14 protein-coding genes are annotated in these 17356 nt (G+C 72.1%); 13 read left to right on the top strand and 1 reads right to left on the bottom strand.

From position 1 onward, the window contains the following. Window positions 1-10: 10 nt before the first annotated feature. The gene (locus GT755_RS13375) at window positions 11-997 is read right to left on the bottom strand and encodes an AAA family ATPase (protein ID WP_285579727.1); all 987 of its coding nucleotides are present in this window, start codon (window positions 995-997) and stop codon (window positions 11-13) included. Between the two features lie 410 nt (window positions 998-1407). Between GT755_RS13375 and mraZ the strand changes: the two genes are divergently transcribed. From mraZ to ftsZ, 13 genes are all read left to right on the top strand, one after another. Continuing rightward, window positions 1408-1839, top strand: a complete 432-nt coding sequence (mraZ, locus tag GT755_RS13370; protein WP_030450330.1) for a division/cell wall cluster transcriptional repressor MraZ — start codon at window positions 1408-1410, stop codon at window positions 1837-1839. A gap of 284 nt (window positions 1840-2123) precedes the next feature. Further along, window positions 2124-3083: a 16S rRNA (cytosine(1402)-N(4))-methyltransferase RsmH gene (rsmH, locus tag GT755_RS13365; protein WP_161480071.1), complete on the top strand. Its 960-nt coding sequence runs from the start codon at window positions 2124-2126 to the stop codon at window positions 3081-3083. Between the two features lie 8 nt (window positions 3084-3091). After that, on the top strand, window positions 3092-3610 hold the full coding sequence (locus tag GT755_RS13360; protein WP_161480070.1) for a hypothetical protein: 519 nt from the start codon (window positions 3092-3094) through the stop codon (window positions 3608-3610). A gap of 812 nt (window positions 3611-4422) precedes the next feature. Further along, window positions 4423-6138 carry a peptidoglycan D,D-transpeptidase FtsI family protein gene (locus GT755_RS13355; RefSeq protein ID WP_456319071.1) on the top strand — a complete coding sequence of 572 codons (1716 nt, stop codon included), beginning with the start codon at window positions 4423-4425 and terminating at the stop codon, window positions 6136-6138. Window positions 6139-6205: 67 nt separating this feature from the next. Continuing rightward, on the top strand, window positions 6206-7717 hold the full coding sequence (locus GT755_RS13350; RefSeq protein ID WP_161480599.1) for a UDP-N-acetylmuramoyl-L-alanyl-D-glutamate--2,6-diaminopimelate ligase: 1512 nt from the start codon (window positions 6206-6208) through the stop codon (window positions 7715-7717). After that, entirely contained in the window at window positions 7714-9081 is a 1368-nt protein-coding gene (locus tag GT755_RS13345; RefSeq protein ID WP_161480069.1) for a UDP-N-acetylmuramoyl-tripeptide--D-alanyl-D-alanine ligase, read from the top strand. The genes GT755_RS13350 and GT755_RS13345 overlap by 4 nt, the downstream gene beginning before the upstream one ends. Further along, window positions 9078-10154, top strand: a complete 1077-nt coding sequence (mraY, locus tag GT755_RS13340) for a phospho-N-acetylmuramoyl-pentapeptide-transferase (RefSeq protein ID WP_137251920.1) — start codon at window positions 9078-9080, stop codon at window positions 10152-10154. Before GT755_RS13345 ends, mraY begins: the two co-directional genes overlap by 4 nt. Then, window positions 10136-11497: a UDP-N-acetylmuramoyl-L-alanine--D-glutamate ligase gene (gene murD, locus GT755_RS13335; protein WP_161480068.1), complete on the top strand. Its 1362-nt coding sequence runs from the start codon at window positions 10136-10138 to the stop codon at window positions 11495-11497. Before mraY ends, murD begins: the two co-directional genes overlap by 19 nt. Beyond that, window positions 11494-12741: a putative lipid II flippase FtsW gene (gene ftsW, locus GT755_RS13330; protein WP_161480067.1), complete on the top strand. Its 1248-nt coding sequence runs from the start codon at window positions 11494-11496 to the stop codon at window positions 12739-12741. Before murD ends, ftsW begins: the two co-directional genes overlap by 4 nt. 100 nt (window positions 12742-12841) lie before the next feature. Next, window positions 12842-13921, top strand: coding sequence for an undecaprenyldiphospho-muramoylpentapeptide beta-N-acetylglucosaminyltransferase (gene murG / locus GT755_RS13325; protein WP_161480066.1), 1080 nt, complete (start codon window positions 12842-12844; stop codon window positions 13919-13921). Next, window positions 13918-15315 carry a UDP-N-acetylmuramate--L-alanine ligase gene (murC, locus tag GT755_RS13320; RefSeq protein ID WP_161480065.1) on the top strand — a complete coding sequence of 466 codons (1398 nt, stop codon included), beginning with the start codon at window positions 13918-13920 and terminating at the stop codon, window positions 15313-15315. The genes murG and murC overlap by 4 nt, the downstream gene beginning before the upstream one ends. Continuing rightward, entirely contained in the window at window positions 15312-16046 is a 735-nt protein-coding gene (locus tag GT755_RS13315) for a cell division protein FtsQ/DivIB (protein ID WP_161480064.1), read from the top strand. The genes murC and GT755_RS13315 overlap by 4 nt, the downstream gene beginning before the upstream one ends. A gap of 188 nt (window positions 16047-16234) precedes the next feature. Beyond that, window positions 16235-17356 (top strand): cell division protein FtsZ (gene ftsZ / locus GT755_RS13310; protein ID WP_328794332.1); only part of this gene is annotated, 1122 nt, incomplete at its 3' end.

Below are 17356 nucleotides of genomic sequence, written 5' to 3'. Positions count from 1 at the left end.
GAAAGGAGTCCTACTTCGTGTCGGGCACCGGGACGCGGCGCACAAGCTCGGCGAGCGACTGCTCGGGCGTCCGCCGCTGGCCCTGGGCCTCCATGCTGGGCAGCAGGCGGTGGGCCAGGACCGGCGTGGCGAGGTCCTGGAGGTCGTCGGGGATCACGTAGTCGCGGCCGGAGAGCGCGGCATGCGCGCGGGCCGCCCTGACCAGCTGCAGCGTGGCGCGCGGGGAGGCGCCGAGCCGCAGGTCGGGGGTCTGGCGGGTGGCGGTGACCAGGTCGATGGCGTACTTCTTCACCGGCTGCGAGACGTAGACCGCGCGGACCGCCTCGATCAGCGCCTTCACCTCGGCGGTGGTGGCGACCGGCTCCAGCTTGTCGAGCGGCTGCGAGGCGCCGTGCACGTCGAGCATCTCCAGCTCGGCGACCGGCTCGGGGTAGCCCATGGCGATCTTCGCGGTGAACCGGTCGCGCTGCGCCTCGGGGAGGGGATAGGTGCCCTCCATCTCGATGGGGTTCTGGGTCGCGATGACCATGAACGGCGCGTCGAGCCGGTGGGTGAGGCCGTCGACGGTCACCTGTCGCTCCTCCATGCACTCCAGGAGGGCCGACTGGGTCTTCGGCGAGGCCCGGTTGATCTCGTCGCCGACCACGATGTTGGCGAACACCGGACCAGGCTTGAACTCGAACTCCCGGGTCTGCTGGTTGTAGGCGCTCACACCGGTGATGTCGGAGGGGAGGAGGTCGGGGGTGAACTGCACGCGGCGCATCGGGCAGTCGATCGACTTCGCCAGGGCCTTGGCGAGCATCGTCTTTCCCACACCCGGTACGTCTTCGATCAGAAGGTGACCTTCCGCGAGCAATACGGTCAGCGTCAGCCGAACCACGTCGCTCTTGCCTTCGATGACGGATTCGATCGCGTCCCGGATCCGGTGCGCGGTCTCGACCAGCTCGTTGAGACTCTCCGAGCCGGCTTTGTCACCGACGCCGTGAGTTACTGCCACCGGGCCTCCAAGGGCGTGCCGTATTGCTGGGGGTTTGCCATTTCCATCCATTGTGTGTACCGAGACTATGCCGCACGTGGTTCTCCGGCGACTTTGTGCAGAAAGAAGCGTGAACTGCCCACAGTGTCGTGCTATGCGGTCTGGATCCTGTGGTACGTCAGTCCTGATTCCGTGACACGCCGGGCCCGCGACTTGACGCCTTCCCTTTGACGACGGTGAGCGCGACACGCCCGCGCCGCTCCGGCGCCCCACTTCGCACCACCGCATTTGACCTGCGAAAACGCCCGATAAACGAGATCGTCATACCGTTTGAATCAGTTGACGGTGGAGAGAAGTGGAGTATGGTGGAGCCCAATGGAGGACCGTGGCTGTAGGGCTTCGTGTTCCCCATGGCACGGGAGGTGGCGCCGATGTTCCTCGGCACTCACCACCCGCGCCTCGATGACAAAGGACGGCTGTTCCTGCCGGCGAAGTATCGCGAGGAGCTGGCGGAGGGTCTTGTGATCACCAAAGGCCAGGAGCGCTGCCTCTACGTCTTCCCCGTAGAGGAGTTCCAGCGCATCACTGAGGCTTTGCGCACCGCGCCGGTGACCGCCAAGGCCGTCCGCGACTACAGCCGCGTCTTCTTCGCCAGTGCCTCCGATGAGACCCCCGACAAACAGGGGCGCGTCACCATCCCGTCCGGCCTGCGCCAGTACGCCGGGCTTGATCGTGACTGCGTGGTCATCGGCGCCAACACCCGGCTGGAGATCTGGGCCGCCCCGGCGTGGGAGGCCTATCTCGCCGACCAGGAGCAGGCATTCGCCGACCTTTCCGAGGAGGTGTTGCCAGGGATCCTGTGACCTTTCGAAATGACCCGTCGGTGACGTTCGGCGAGGTCTCCACCCGCCCGCCGGGTACCTGATGCACCTTCCCCGGTGTCAGGTGCCACGAGACGCGGTCCGCGGATGGGGACCTGGCCGGACGGGTCGGCTCTCCGTCATAGTTCTCGGCGGCGCAGTCGACCGAGGGTGGGGACTGTCTAGCCGACGGGGCGCCGCGACCGCGAGCCCAGAAGCGGCATTGTTCGAGGCAGATCCGCAGCGCGAGCCACGACCTGCCTTCTTTTCATGGGGGTGTACGACGAATGACCGACCAGAACACCGGTGGGCACGTTCCGGTGCTGCTTGGCCGCGTGCTGGAGCTGCTGGCTCCCGCGCTCACCGGGCCGTCCCCGGTGGTCGTCGACGCCAACCTGGGCCTCGGGGGTCACGCCGAGGCGATCCTCGCCGCCCATCCCGGCGTGCACCTCATCGGCATCGACCGCGACCCGTTCGCCATCGAACACTCCACCGCACGGCTGGCGCCCTACGCCGCCCGCACGACCATCGTCCGCGCCGTCTCCAGCGACCTGGAGCGGGTGCTCGCCGACAGCGGCCACCCAGTCATCAACGGCGCGCTGTTCGACCTCGGCGTCTCCTCGCCGCAGCTCGACGAGGCCGACCGCGGGTTCGCCTACTCCTACGACGCGCCCCTCGACATGCGCATGGACCGCGACCAGGAGCTGACCGCCGCCGACGTGGTGAACACCTACGAGCCCCGCGACCTGGCCCGGGTGCTGCGCGACTTCGGCGAGGAACGCTTCGCCGCGCGCATCGCCGAACGGGTCGCCAAGGAGCGGGCCGTCGAGCCGATCACCTCGACCAAACGCCTCGCCGACCTCGTGCGCGAGGCGATCCCCGCCGCGACCCGCCGCACCGGCGGCAATCCGGCGAAACGAACATTCCAGGCGTTGCGCATCGAAGTGAACGCGGAGCTGGCCGCCCTCGACGTGGCCCTGCCCGCCTCGCTCGACGCGCTCGCGGTGGGCGGGCGCGTGGTCGTGCTCTCCTACCACTCCTTGGAGGACCGGCTCACCAAGCAGGTCCTCGCGGCGCGAACCAGGGAAACCGGCCCTCCGGGGCTGCCGGTCCCGTTGGAGGCTCACCAGCCCCGGTTCCGCCACCTGACGAGGGGAGCCGAGCTCCCCGACGACGACGAGCTGGCCCGCAACCCGCGGGCCGCCTCGGCCCGGTTGCGGGCGGCAGAGAGGATCCGCCAGGGATGAGGCCAACGATGAGCCCACTGAAAGACCCGAAGACCGGCGCCAAGCCCGGCGCCAAGCCCGACGTCCGCCGTCGTCCGCGCGGCCCCGTGACCCACGCCCGCCCGGTCGAGCGGCCCGAGGTACCGGTCGCGCGGCGCGCGCCGCAACCGCCGTCCGAACGGCGGCGCCCGCCGCGGGCTCCCTTCGTCATGCTCGTCGTCGGCCTGCTCGGCGGTGGTCTCGTCAGCCTGCTCCTGCTCAACACCGTGCTGGCGCAGGACTCGTTCAAGCACAACGAGCTGCGCCGCGTGAACGAGCAGCTCCGCCAGCAGGCCGAGGCCGAGAAGGGCCGCATCCGCGACGCCCGCCAGCCCGACGCGGTCGCCAAGGGCGCCGTCCAGCACGGCGTCTCGCCCGACCAGTCGGCTCCCAAGTGGGTCGGCGGCGGTCACACGCCGGCGGTCGACGACGCCGAGCCCACCGCGTCGGGCCGCACCGAGCCCGGCGGCGCGGCGGAGGCTTCGGAGACGGGGAGCAGCGAGCAGTGAGCAGTGGCGGCGGCCGCCCACCGTCCCCGGGCCGGCCGGGTGGCCCCGGCGACCGGGGCCCACGCGACGGCCGCCGCGCCTCGGGCACGGGCTCCCACCCGGGCCGCGCCGACGGACCGGGCCGCCCCCGGCGCCCCGACGACGCCGGCCGCCCCCGCGAGGCCGACACCGAACGCGGCGCCCCCCGCAAGGGCCGCCCGTCCGACGACCCACGCCGCCGCGACGACGACCGCCCCGAACCGCCCCGCGACAACCGCCGCCCCACCGAGGGCGGCGCGCGTTCGCGTACCAGGGGGCCTGCCGGTGACGGCGGGGCCCGATCGCGTGACGGCGGGCGTGGTGGAGACTCCGGGCCTCGTGACGAGGGCCGTGAGGGCGCCGGGAGGGCGCGCGACGGCGAGGGCCGGTTTCGCGATGGGGGCCGTCCGGGAGACGGGCGGTCCAGAGACGACCTGCGCCCCGCCGGCGGACGTTCCCGCGTGGGCGGACAGGCCGGCGACGGGCCGTCTCGTGAGGGCGGCCGCACCGCCGACGCTCCGCGTCGCGATGGGCCGTCCCGCGACGGCCGTCCCTCCAAAGGGGCCCTTCGTGACGGCCGTCCTTCCGGCGGGCCGCTTCGTGAGGGCGTCCGCGGGCGGGACGGCGCGGGCAGGCCGTCGCGCCCTGGTGAGAGGCCCATCCGGCCTGGTGAGAGGCCGTTGCGGCCCGGGGAGCGGCCGGTCCGGGGGCGGGACGGGGACGGGCCGCCGCGCCGGAGTCCGGCCGGGCCCGGGGGGCCGCCGCGTCGTCCGGGGCCGCCGCCGAGGCCCGCCGTGTTGCGGCTGGGGAGTCCGCGGCGGCGGATCAACATCGCGCTGATGGCCATGGCCGTGGTGTTGTCGCTGTTCGCCGGGCGGCTGGTGCAGCTGCAGGGGCTGAACTCCAAGACCTTCCAGGCCAAGGCCGCCGACCAGCGGGTCACGCCCGAGGTCCTGCCGGCCAAGCGGGGGTCGATCACCGACGTCAACGGCAACGAGCTGGCCGTCACGGCCGACGCGCGGGAGATCTACCTCGACCCCAAGGAGGTCAAGGAGACCCAGCGCGACCTGATCGCCACCACCCTCTCGGCCGAGCTCGGCAAGCCCAAGGACGGCATCGCCGCCAAGCTCGCCCAGGTCGACAAGCGCTACCTCGTCGTCGCCCGCGACGTCGACCCGCTGGTCGCCCGCAAGATCATGGGCATGGGTTTCCGCGGGGTGGGCTCCAAGCCCACCTACCGGCGGCTCTACCCCGGCGGCACGCTGGCCGGCGGCCTGGTCGGGTTCGTCGGCGACGACGGGTTCGGGCTGGAGGGGCTGGAGCAGGCGTACAACAAGACGCTCGCGGGTCAGGACGGCCAGCAGAGCATCGAGATCGGGCGGGGCGGCGAGCGCATCCCGATGACGCGCAGCACCCGGGTCGCGCCGGTGCCGGGCCGCGACCTGCGGCTGACGATCGACCGGTACATCCAGTGGGCCGCCTACGAGGCGATCGCCAAGCAGGTCAAGGCGGTCGGGGCGCGCAGCGGCAGCGTCATCGTCATGGACGTCAAGACCGGCCAGATCCTCGCCATGGCCAACGCCCCCGAGGTCGACCTGCGGAACTGGCAGGCCACCCGCGCCGAAGACCGGGGCAACAAGGCCGCCGCCGAGGTGTTCGAGCCGGGCTCCACCAACAAGGTCATCACCGCCGCCGCCGCGCTGGAGGCGGGCGTGGTCGCGCCGTCGACGCTGTTCACGGTGCCCGACAACATCCAGTGCGCCGACAAGGTGCTGCGCGACGCCCACCCCCACCCGACCGAGCAGATGACCTTCGCCCAGATCCTCGAGGAGTCGAGCAACGTCGGCACGATCATGGCGGGCACCAAGATCACCGATCAGCGGCTGCACAACATGTTCACGGCCTTCGGCTTCGGCGCCAAGAGCGGCGGCGGCATCCCGAGCGAGGAGGCCGGCCTGCTGCCCGACTGGCAGGAGTGGAGCGGCTCCCAGCGCTGCACCATCATGTACGGCCAGGGCATCTCCGTCACCGCCCTCCAGATGGCCAGCGTCTACCAGACCATCGCCAACGGCGGCGTGCGGCTGACCCCCACGATCGTCGCGGGCACCACCGATGAGAAGGGCCAGCTGGTCCCGGCCGCCGCCCCCAAGCAGACGCGGGTGATCAGCGAACTGACCGCCCGCCAGCTCGCCGGCATGCTCGAGAAGGCGGTCGCCGGAGCCGACGGAACCGGCGGCGCCGCCGCCATCGAGGGCTACCGGGTGGCGGGCAAGACCGGAACCGCCATGCGTTATGACCAGAAATGTGGCGGATACTGCGGTTATACGGCGACCTTCGTCGGCTTCACCCCCGCCGAAGCGCCCCGCCTGATGGCCCTGGCCGTCATTCAGGACCCGAAAAAAGACCATTACGGCGGTACGATCGCCGCGCCCGTTTTCCAGGAAGTCATGACTTTTGCGTTGAAGACCAAGAAAATCCCGCCGACCGGGTCGACGAGCCTTCTCCGGTGACCGGGAACGATACGCTCTCGCCGTGAACGAGCCCGACCGCACCACCCGATCCTCACCGGACCAGCAGATGCGCCCGTCGTCCAGTCCGCCGCGCCCGCTCTCGGGGCTGACGGCCCTGCTCGGCGTGCAGTCGGTCGCCGGGGCCGGGCGCGGTGTGGTCACCGGGGTCACGATCGACTCCCGCCGGGTCCGCCGGGGCGACCTCTACGTCGCCATCCAGGGCAAGACCGCTCACGGCGCCACCTTCAGCTCGGCCGCCATGGGCGCCGGCGCGAGCGCCATCCTGACCGACCACGACGGGGCCGAGATGGCCGCCGAGACCGGCCTGCCGGTGTTCGTGCTGCCCGACCCGCGCGCGGTGCTCGGCCAGGTGGCCGCCTGGGTCTACGGCCAGCCGGCCGCCGACATCCCGGTCATCGGGGTCACCGGCACCAGCGGCAAGTCGACCTCGACGTTCCTGCTGGAGGCGGGGCTGCGCGCGGCCGGGCACCGCACCGGCCTGGTCGGCGGCGTCGAGATCCACGCGGGCGACGTCGTCATCAAGCCCGAGCTGACCACCCCCGAGGCCAGCGACCTGCAGGGCCTGTTCGCGCTGATGCGCGAGCAGAAGGTGACCGCCGCGACGATGGAGGTCTCCAGCCACGCGCTGGCGCTGGGCCGGGTCGAGGGCATCTTCTACGACGTCGCGATCTTCACCAACCTGTCGCAGGACCACCTCGACTTCCACAAGGACTTCGACGACTACTTCGCCGCCAAGGCCCGGCTGTTCACGCCCGAGTTCTCCCGGCTCGGCGTGATCAACGTCGACGACCGCCACGGGCGCGAGCTGGCCGGGTTCGTGAAGATCCCGATCACCACGTTCTCCGCCGAGGGCGCGGCCGACGCCGAGTGGCGCGCGACCGACGTCCGGCTCGGGGCCGACGGGAGCTCCTTCCGGGTCGTCGGCCCGGGAGGGGTGGAGGCCGACGTGACCGTCGGGCTGCCGGGGCCGTTCAACGTCGCCAACACCCTGGGCGCGCTCGTGGCGCTCGTGGAGTCGGGGGTGCCGCTGCAGACCGCCGTCCAGGGGGTGAGCGGGTTCCGCGGCGTCCCGGGGCGGATGGAGCGGGTGCCCGGGGGCGACGGGTTCCAGGCGATCGTCGACTACGCCCACAAACCGGGCGCCGTCGAGTCGGTGCTGCGTGCGTTGCGCGAGGTCACCGACGGTACCCTGACGGTCGTCCTCGGCTGTGGCGGCGACCGCGACAGCGGCAAGCGCGCCCTCATGGGCGAGGCCGCCGCGCGGCTGGCCGACGTGGCCGTGTTCACCAGTGACAATCCCCGCAGCGAAGACCCGCTCGCGATCATCGTGGCGATGCTCGACGGCGCGCTGGCCGTGCCGCGCGAAGATCGTGCCCGCGTGGTCGTCGAGCCCGACCGGGCCGCCGCGATCGACCTGGCGATCTCCAGGGCCGGCCGGGGCGACGTCGTCGTCGTGGCCGGGAAGGGCCACGAACAGGGGCAGTACTTCGCGGGCGAAGTCGTCCCCTTCGATGACCGTGACGTGGTCGCCGCCGCCATCAGCAGGAGGAACGCATGATCCCGTTGCCGCTGGGCCGGGTCGCAGAGATCACATCGGGCGCCCTCACGGGCCAGGCCGACCCGGGCGCCGTCGTGAGAGGCCCGGTCGTGATCGACTCGCGGGCCGCCGAGCCGGGGTCGCTGTTCGTCGCGATCAGGGGCGAGCGGGCCGACGGCCACGACTTCGCCGCCCAGGCCCTGGCCTCGGGCGCGGCCGCCGTGCTGGCCTCCCGGCCGGTCGACGGCCCGGCCGTCGTGGTCGACGACGTCGTGGCGGCGCTGGCGAAGCTCGCCAACGCGGTGGTCACCGACCTGCCGAAGGCGACCGTGGTGGGCGTGACCGGGTCGGCCGGCAAGACGTCGACCAAAGACCTGCTGGCGCGGCTCGCGGCCAGGATCGGTCCAACGGTGGCGCCGGTGGGGTCGTACAACAACGAGATCGGGCATCCCCTCACGGTGCTCAAGGCCGATGAGGACACGCGGTTCCTGGTGCTGGAGCTTTCGGCGCGTAATGCCGGACATATCGCTTATCTGGCGGGAATCGCCCCGCCGTCCATCGGGGTGGTCCTCAACGTCGGCACCGCGCACCTGGGCGTGTTCGGCGGCAAGGAGGCCATCGCGCGGGCCAAGGGCGAGCTGCCCGAGGCGCTGCCCTCCTCGGGCGTCGCGGTGCTGAACCTCGACGACCCGCTGGTCGCCGCGATGAGCTCGCGCACCCGGGCGCGGGTGCTCTACTTCGGCCGCACCCGCAGCGCCGACGTGCGCGCCTCCCACGAGACCCTCGACGACCGAGGCCGGGCCCGGTTCACCCTCCACACCCCCTCGGGCGAGGCCGACGTCGCGCTGCGCCTCCACGGCGCCCACGCGGTCGAGAACGCCCTGGCCGCCGCGGCCGCCGCCCACGAGCTGGGGCTGTCGCCGGCCGCCATCGCCGAGGAGCTGTCGCTGGCCGAGCCGCGCAGCCGCTGGCGGATGGAGGTCACCGACCGCGCCGACGGCGTGACCGTGATCAACGACGCCTACAACGCCAACCCCGACTCGATGCGCGCCGCCTTCGCCGCGCTGCACGCCCTGGCCGGGCACCGCCGCAAGTACGCGGTCGTGGCCGCCCTGCGCGAGCTCGGCGACGACGCCGCCGAACTGAACGCGGGGGTCGGCCGCCTGGCCGCGGGAGCCGGTCTGGAGGCCCTGGTGGTCGTGGGCGGCGACGCCGGGCAGATCATCGCCGGCGCCCCCGACGCGATCCACGCCCCCGACGTCGAGGCCGCCGTGGCCGAGCTCACCGGCCGCCTGGCGCCGGGAGACGTCGTGCTGATCAAGGGACCCCGGGCCGCCGGGCTGGAGCAGGTCGCCGAAGCCCTGTTGGGGGGTGACGCCCGGTGAGAGACATCATCGTCGCCGCAGCGGTCGCGCTCGTCGTCTCGATGCTCGGCACCCCCATCGCGATCCGGCTGTTCGGGCGGCGCGGCTACGGCCAGAACATCCGCGAGGAGGGCCCCCAGGGCCACTACGACAAGAAGGGCACGCCCACCATGGGCGGCACGGTGATCGTGATCGCCGCCCTCCTCGGCTACGCCGTCGCCCACCTGGCCACCATGTTGTCGGCCAATCCCTCGCCCCCCACCGCCTCCGCGCTGCTCGTCCTCTTCCTCATGACCGGCCTGGGCGTGGTCGGCTTCCTCGACGACTTCATCAAGATCTACAAGCAGCGCAGCCTCGGCCTGCGGTCGGGCGCCAAGGCCCTCGGCCAGCTCCTCGTCGGCGTCGTCTTCGCGATCCTCGTGGTGCGTTTCCCCAACGCCTACGCGATCACCCCCGCCGAGACGCGGTTGTCCTTCCTCCGTGACTTCGGCCCCTCGATCGGGCTCATCGGCTTCATCATCTGGGTGCTCATCATGATCGTCGGGTTCTCCAACGCGGTGAACCTGACCGACGGCCTCGACGGCCTCGCCTCCGGGGCCACCGGCGTGGTGCTGGCGTCGTACGTGCTCATCGGCAACTGGCAGCTCCGCAACAGCTGCACGACCGCGATCCTCGGCCCCAACTGCTACATCGTGCGCGACCCGCTCGACCTGGCCGTCGTCGCCGCCGCCGTGCTGGGCGCGCTGATCGGGTTCCTGTGGTGGAACGCCCCCCCGGCCAAGATCTTCATGGGCGACACCGGCTCGCTGGCCCTCGGCGGCGTGATCGCCGGTCTGGCCATCACCACCCGCACCCAGCTGCTCCTGCTGCTCCTGGCGGGCCTGACCGTCGTCATCACCTCCTCGGTGATCATCCAGGTCGGGTTCTTCAAGATGACCAGGAAACGCATCTTCCGGATGGCGCCCCTGCAGCACCACTTCGAGCTCAAGGGCTGGGCCGAGACGACCATCGTGGTCCGGTTCTGGCTGATCGCGATGTTGTGCGCCGCCGCCGGGCTCGGTCTCTTCTACGTGGAATGGATGCCCAAGACGTGAGCCGTGTCGTCGTCGCCGGGCTCGGCGTCTCGGGCACCGCCGCCGCGCGCGGCCTGGCCCTGGGCGGCGAGCGGGTCGTCGTGGTCGAGCAGTCCGACCGGCCGCTCCCCGCCGACCTGGCCGATCTGGGGGTCGAGAAGGCCGCCGCGCTGCCCGACAAGGTGGAACTGGTCGTCACCTCGCCGGGCTGGCGGCCCGACCACCCGCTACTGCTGGAGGCGGCGGCGGCCGGCATCGAGGTCATCGGCGAGGTCGAGCTGGCCTGGCGGCTGCGCCACGAGGGCGCCGCGCCGTGGCTGGCCCTCACCGGCACCAACGGCAAGACGACGGCCGTGCGGATGCTGACGTCCATCCTCGAGAAGGCGGGGGAGCGGCCGCTCGCGGTCGGCAACGTCGGCACGCCGATCATCGAGGCGGTCCTCGACCCCGGCGACACCACCGTGCTGGCCGTGGAGCTGTCGAGCTTCCAGCTCCACTGGTCCACGAGCGTCGCCCCGGCGGCCGCCGCGATCCTCAACGTCGCCCCCGACCACATCGACTGGCACGGCTCCTTCGAGGAGTACGCCGCCGCCAAGGCCCGCATCTTCGCCAACGCCGGCGTGGTCGTCCACAACGCCGACGACCCCTGGTCGGCCCGGCTCGCCGAGCCATACGACTCGGTGGGCTTCACGCTCCAGGTGCCCCGGCCGGGGGAGCTGGGCGTGGTGGAGGACCTGCTGGTCGACCGGGCCTTCTGCGACGACCCGCGCTCCTCGGCGGTCGAGCTGGCCACGCTCGCCGACGTCCGGCCGTTCGCGCCGCACAACGTCGCCAACGCGCTGGCCGCCGCCGCGCTCGCCCGGTCGTTCGGCGTGCCTGCCGAGGCGGTGCGCGAGGGGCTGGCGGCGTTCACCCCCGACCCCCACCGGATCGCCCACGTGGCGACCGTGAAGGGGGTCTCCTACGTCGACGACTCCAAGGCCACCAACCCCCACGCGGCCGAGGCGTCGCTGGCGGCGTACGGCTCGATCGTGTGGGTCGCGGGTGGGCAGCTGAAGGGCGCCGACGTCGAGGAGCTGGTCGCGAGGTCCGCCAAGCGGCTGCGCGGCGCGGTGCTGCTGGGCGCCGACCGGGCCAGGATCGCCGAGGCGCTCGCGCGACACGCGCCGGATGTTCCCGTTGTGGAGGTCGGCGGGGAAGACACTGGGGTCATGGACCGTGTCGTCACCGAAGCCGCCCGGCTCGCCTCCCCGGGTGACACCGTGCTGCTGGCCCCCGCCGGGGCGTCATTGGACATGTTCGCCAACTACGGCGCACGAGGAGACGCCTTCGCGCGCGCCGTCCGCACCCTGGAAGAGCGGTGACCGAGGCGACGGCCGACGACTCTCGGCCGTCCCGGCCGTCTTGGGTCGCGACCCAGCTCGGCGCCTTGCGCGAGCTGCTCAGCCGACCTCTGACCTCCTACTATCTGATCCTCGGGTGCAGCGCCCTGCTGCTGGCGCTCGGCCTCATGATGGTGCTGTCGGCCTCGTCGATCGAGGCGCTGCAGATGATGGGCGACCCCTTCTACTGGTTCCTCAAGCAGTCGCTCTCGGTCGGGCTCGGCCTGCCGCTGATGTACGTCTGCTCGAAGCTCCCACAGCGCTATTTCCGGCTGGCCGGATATCCGCTGATGGCGCTGTCCATCATCGGCCTGGTCATGACCATCTTCATCGGCTCCTCCGAGCTCGGCGCGCAGCGCTGGATCTACATCGGCAGCCTGACCATCCAGCCGTCGGAGCCGGCCAAGCTGGCCATGGTCATCTGGGGCGCCGACCTGCTGGCCCGGCGGGCCCGCAACGGCATGATCGAGTGGCGGCACCTGCTGGTCCCGCTGATGCCCGGCGTGGCGATCCTGGCCGTGCTGGTCATGCTGGGCCGCGACCTCGGCACCACGATCGTGCTGATGATCATCTTCCTGGCGCTGCTGTGGGTCGTCGGCGCTCCGGTACGGCTCTTCGCCGGCATCCTGGCCCTCCTCGCCATGGCCACCATCTTCATGATCATCTCGGAGGGTTATCGGTCTGACCGGATCGAGGGCTGGCTGAACCCCTGGGGCAATGCGCAGGGGTCCGGCTACCAGGCCGCCCAGGGGCAGATCGCGATGGGGTCGGGCGGCTGGTTCGGGCTGGGCCTCGGGTCGTCACGGCAGAAATGGGACTGGCTGCCCCACGGCGAGAGCGACTTCATCTTCGCGATCCTCGGCGAGGAGCTCGGCCTCATGGGCACCCTCACGGTGCTCGCCCTTTTCGGCCTGCTCTGCTACGCCGGGCTGCGCATCGCCTCGCGCACCAGGGACCCGTTCGTCCGGCTGACCGCGGCGGCCTGCACGGCCTGGATCGGCGGCCAGGCGATCGTGAACATCGGCGCCGTCATCGGCGCCCTGCCGATCACCGGCATCCCGCTGCCCCTGGTCTCCTACGGCGGGTCGGCGCTGTTGCCGACGCTCGCGGCGCTTGGCATGTTGTTGTCGTTCGCCAAACGCGAGCCGGGGGCCGCCGAGGCCTTGGCCGCACGGGGCCCCGGCCCGGCCGCACGGGCTCTAAGCTGGCTTGGCCTCAAGACCTGACGTATATCCGGGCAGATTCACCGGCGCGAGCCACAGCCGGCCTCCGGCCGGCCGCGTCTCGCTCAGGGCAATCAGGTCCATAGCACGACTAGGGAGAGACATGAGGGTTGTCCTCGCCGGCGGCGGGACGGCCGGCCACATCGAGCCGGCGCTGGCGCTGGCCGACGCGCTCCGTCAGTTCGACCCGTCGATCGGCATCACCTGCCTCGGCACCGAACGCGGGCTGGAGACGCGGCTGGTCCCGGCCCGGGGCTACGAGCTCGCGCTCGTGCCCGCGGTTCCGCTGCCCCGCGCGCTGACGCCTCAGCTCCTGACCGTGCCCGGGCGGCTCGCCGGGGCGATCAGCGCCGCGGGCAACATCCTGGAGCGGGTGGGGGCCGACATCCTGGTCGGCTTCGGCGGCTACGTCGCCACGCCCGGCTACCTCGGGGCGCGCCGCAAGGGCGTGCCGATCGTGGTGCACGAGGCCAACCCCCGCCCGGGGCTGGCCAACCGGCTGGGCGCGCGGCTGACCACCCACGTGTTCACCGGCCACCCCGACACGCCGCTGCCCAACGCCGAGCACGTCGGCATCCCGCTCCGCAAAGACGTCTCGACCCTCGACCGGTTCTCGCTGGGCGACAAGGCGCGGTCCTACTTCGGCCTCGAGAGCGACCGCCCGACGCTGCTGGTGTTCGGCGGCTCCCAGGGGGCCCGCTCGATCAACAACTCGGCCCTCAACGCCGAGCCCCACCTGCGCCGCGCCGGCATCCAGGTCATCCACGTGATCGGCCCGAAGAACACCGTCGAGGTCGAGCCCCCGCCCGGCGACCCGCAGTACGTCATCCTGCCCTACGTCGACCGCATGGACCTGGCCTACGCCGCCGCCGACCTGGTGCTGTGCCGCAGCGGCGCGATGACCACCGCCGAGCTGACCGCCGTCGGCCTCCCCGCCGCCTACGTGCCGCTGCCCCACGGCAACGGCGAGCAGCGCCTGAACGCCGAGCCGATCGTGCGGGCGGGCGGCGGCCTGATGGTCGACGACGCCGAGCTCTCCCCCGACTGGATCATGCGCAACCTCGCGCCCCTGCTCCACGACCCCAACCGGATAGCGGCCATGTCCGAGGCCGCCTCCCGGATGGGACGCAAGGACGCCGACGTGACGCTCGCCCGCAAGGTTCTGGAGATCGCAGCCCGATGAGTCTGGTCAAACTGGTTGAGCCCATCCCCGCCGAGGAACTCGGGCGGGTCCACTTCATCGGGATCGGCGGCGCCGGCATGTCCGGCATCGCCCGCATCCTGCTCAAGCGCGGGGTGGCCGTCTCGGGCAGCGACGCCCGCAGCTCCGACCTGCTGACCGAGCTGCGCGAGCTCGGCGCGACCGTCCACGTCGGCCACGCCGCCTCGCACATCCGCGACGTCAACACCGTCGTGGTCTCCACCGCGATCCGCGACTCCAACCCCGAGCTGGGGGAGGCGCTGCGGCAGAACGTGCGCATCATCCCGCGCGCCGCCGCCCTCGCGGCCGTGATGACCGGCAAGACCGGGGTCGCCGTCGCGGGCACCCACGGCAAGACGACTACGACCTCGATGCTCACCGTGGCGCTGCAGAAGTGCGGCGCCGACCCGTCCTACTGCGTCGGCGGCCAGCTCGTCACCACGGGCCTGGGCGCCGACGAGGGCACCGGCCGGGCGTTCGTCGCCGAGGCCGACGAGAGCGACGGCTCGTTCCTGATGCTCGCCCCGCGCATCGCGGTGGTCACCAACGTCGAGCCCGACCACCTCGACAACTACGGCGAGCCGCAGGCCGTCTACGACAGCTTCGCCCGCTTCGTCGAGCGGATCGGCGAGACGATCGTGCTCTGCTCCGACGACCCCGGCGCCGCCGCGCTGGCCCCCATCGCCCGCGCGCGGGGCCTGAAGGTCGTCACCTACGGCGAGGGCGAGGAGGCCGACCTGCGCATCTGCGACGTGGTGCCGCGCGGCCTCGGCGTCGAGTTCACCCTGAAGGGCCACGGCGCGGTCCGCCTGTCGGTGCCCGGCCGCCACAACGCGCTCAACGCCACCGCGGTCATCGCCGTCGCCCTCGACCTGGGCCTGCCGTTCGACGAGGTCAGAGACGGCCTGGCCGCCTTCACCGGGGCCAAGCGGCGGTTCGAGTCCAAGGGCGAGGCCGACGGCGTCACCGTCTTCGACAGCTACGCCCACCACCCGACCGAGCTGGCCGCCGACCTGCGCGCCGCCCGCGACGTGGTGGCCGGGGCGGGCCGGGTCATCGCCGTCTTCCAGCCCCACCTCTACAGCCGCACCCGCTTCTTCGCCGACGAGTTCGGCGCCGCGCTCGGCCTGGCCGACGAGGCGATCGTCCTGGACGTGTACGGCGCCCGCGAGGACCCCGAGCCCGGGGTCTCCGGCGCGCTGGTGGCCGGCAAGGTCACGCTCCCGGCCGGCAACGTGGCCTACGCGCCCGACCGGGCGGCCGTGCCGGCGCTGGTCGCCGAGCGGGCCCGTCCCGGCGACATCGTGCTGACGATGGGCGCGGGCGACGTCACCGAGCTCGGCCCCCGCATCGTCGCGGAGCTGCGGTCGCGGTGACCCCTTCGGAAGCCCCGGCCCTCACCGACCGGCCGCCCGCCGCCGAGCGGGCGGCCCGCAAGCGGCCGGGCATCTGGCGGTTCGCCACCGCCACCCTGATCACCGGCGGCACGCTGGCCGTCTCGGGGTGGCTGGTGTTCCTCTCGCCCGTGCTGGGCGTCAAGGAGATCAGGGTCGAGGGCGTGCTGGGGCTGGCGCCCGAGCAGATCGAGCAGGCCGCCGCGCTGCCGCTCGACACGCCGATGGCCACCGTCGACGTCGAGGCGGTGCGGCAGCGGGTGGCCGCGGTGACCGAGGTCGAGTCGGCCAGGGTCGAGCGGGTCTGGCCGGGCACGGTCATCATCAAGATCCGCGAGCGCACCGCGCTGGCCTCGGTGCCGATGAACGGCAAGTCGGCCGTGGTCGACCGGTTCGGCGTGGTGCTCGACATCGTCGCGGTCGCCCCGCCGAAGCTGCCGGTGGTGCGGCTGCCGCACCTCGACCCGCAGGACCCGGCGGTGCGGGCCGCGCTGACCGTGCTCGGCGTGCTGCCCGACCATCTGCTGCGGAAGGTCCACGAGGTGCAGGCCAAGACGGCCGACTCGGTGACCCTGCTGCTCTCCGACGGCCGCACCGTCGTCTTCGGCGGGCCCGAGCGCGCGGCCGACAAGACCCGTATCCTTCTCGGGCTGCTGAACCAGCGGGCCGAGACGTTCGACGTGAGCTCTCCGGAAGTCGTCACCGTACGCTGAGGAGACGCGTTCACGACACGCCGGGCCGGTTGCGGCGCGGTGAGTTGACCCTGTCGGCGCGCAACCCTACTGTCCGTATCAATCCTCAGGTTGACATAACTCTAAATCTCAACTTGAGGGTGAGAGTTGGCTAGTGCGGGCACCCGCCCGTGACGGACATATGTAAGCGAGCGGAAAGGCCCCTCGTCGTGGCAGCACCGCAGAACTACCTCGCGGTCATCAAAGTCGTTGGAATCGGCGGCGGCGGCGTCAACGCCGTCAACCGGATGATCGAGGAGGGACTCAAGGGCGTCGAGTTCATCGCCATCAACACCGACGCCCAGGCGCTGCTGATGAGTGACGCCGACGTCAAGCTCGACGTCGGCCGGGAGCTCACCCGCGGCCTCGGCGCCGGCGCCAACCCCGAGGTGGGCCGCAAGGCGGCCGAAGACCACCGCGAGGAGATCGAAGAGGTCATCAAGGGCGCCGACATGGTGTTCGTCACCGCCGGTGAGGGCGGCGGCACCGGCACCGGCGGCGCGCCCGTCGTGGCCAACATCGCCCGCTCGCTCGGCGCGCTGACGATAGGCGTGGTCACCCGCCCCTTCTCCTTCGAGGGCAAGCGGCGGGCGATGCAGGCGGAGGCCGGAATAGAGAATCTCCGCGCCGAGGTCGACACCCTCATCGTCATCCCGAACGACCGGCTGCTGTCGATCAGCGACCGGCAGGTCAGCGTGCTCGACGCCTTCAAGGCGGCCGACCAGGTCCTGCTCTCGGGTGTCCAGGGCATCACCGACCTGATCACCACGCCCGGTCTGATCAACCTCGACTTCGCCGACGTGAAGTCGGTCATGTCGGGGGCGGGCTCGGCCCTCATGGGCATCGGCCACGCGCGCGGCGACGACCGCTCGGTCGCCGCCGCCGAGATGGCCGTCTCCAGCCCGCTGCTGGAGGCCAGCATCGACGGCGCCCACGGCGTGCTGCTCTCGATCGCGGGCGGGTCCGACCTGGGCCTGTTCGAGATCAACGAGGCCGCGCAGCTCGTCTCCAACGCCGCCGCGCCCGACGCCAACATCATCTTCGGCACGGTCATCGACGACGCCCTCGGCGACGAGGTGCGCGTGACGGTCATCGCGGCCGGGTTCGACGAGCCCGAGCCGGTGCGCGCCCAGCCGGTGCCGCAGCAGACCTCGCGCCCGCAGCCCGCCGTCCCGGCCGCCGCGAGCCGTCCAGCCCAGACGCAGGCCGCCGCCGCGCAGCCGGCGCGCGAGCGGCCGACGCTCTCGTCGTTCGTCGCGCCGCAGCCCAAGCCGAAGCCCGAGCCGCGCGCC

The organism is Herbidospora solisilvae, assembly GCF_009901565.1.
Taxonomy (GTDB): domain Bacteria; phylum Actinomycetota; class Actinomycetes; order Streptosporangiales; family Streptosporangiaceae; genus Herbidospora; species Herbidospora solisilvae.
Note: the sequence above shows the minus strand (reverse complement) of the source record. Positions and strands in the feature narration are given on the sequence as shown.

Excerpts from the sequence above, each read along its gene's own strand:
- mraZ (WP_030450330.1), top strand. The coding sequence starts at position 1,408 with ATGTTCCTCGGCACTCACCACCCGCGCCTCGATGACAAAGGACGGCTG.
- rsmH (WP_161480071.1), top strand. The coding sequence starts at position 2,124 with ATGACCGACCAGAACACCGGTGGGCACGTTCCGGTGCTGCTTGGCCGC.
- GT755_RS13360 (WP_161480070.1), top strand. The coding sequence starts at position 3,092 with ATGAGCCCACTGAAAGACCCGAAGACCGGCGCCAAGCCCGGCGCCAAG.
- GT755_RS13350 (WP_161480599.1), top strand. The coding sequence starts at position 6,206 with ATGCGCCCGTCGTCCAGTCCGCCGCGCCCGCTCTCGGGGCTGACGGCC.
- GT755_RS13345 (WP_161480069.1), top strand. The coding sequence starts at position 7,714 with ATGATCCCGTTGCCGCTGGGCCGGGTCGCAGAGATCACATCGGGCGCC.
- murD (WP_161480068.1), top strand. The coding sequence starts at position 10,136 with ATGGATGCCCAAGACGTGAGCCGTGTCGTCGTCGCCGGGCTCGGCGTC.
- murG (WP_161480066.1), top strand. The coding sequence starts at position 12,842 with ATGAGGGTTGTCCTCGCCGGCGGCGGGACGGCCGGCCACATCGAGCCG.
- murC (WP_161480065.1), top strand. The coding sequence starts at position 13,918 with ATGAGTCTGGTCAAACTGGTTGAGCCCATCCCCGCCGAGGAACTCGGG.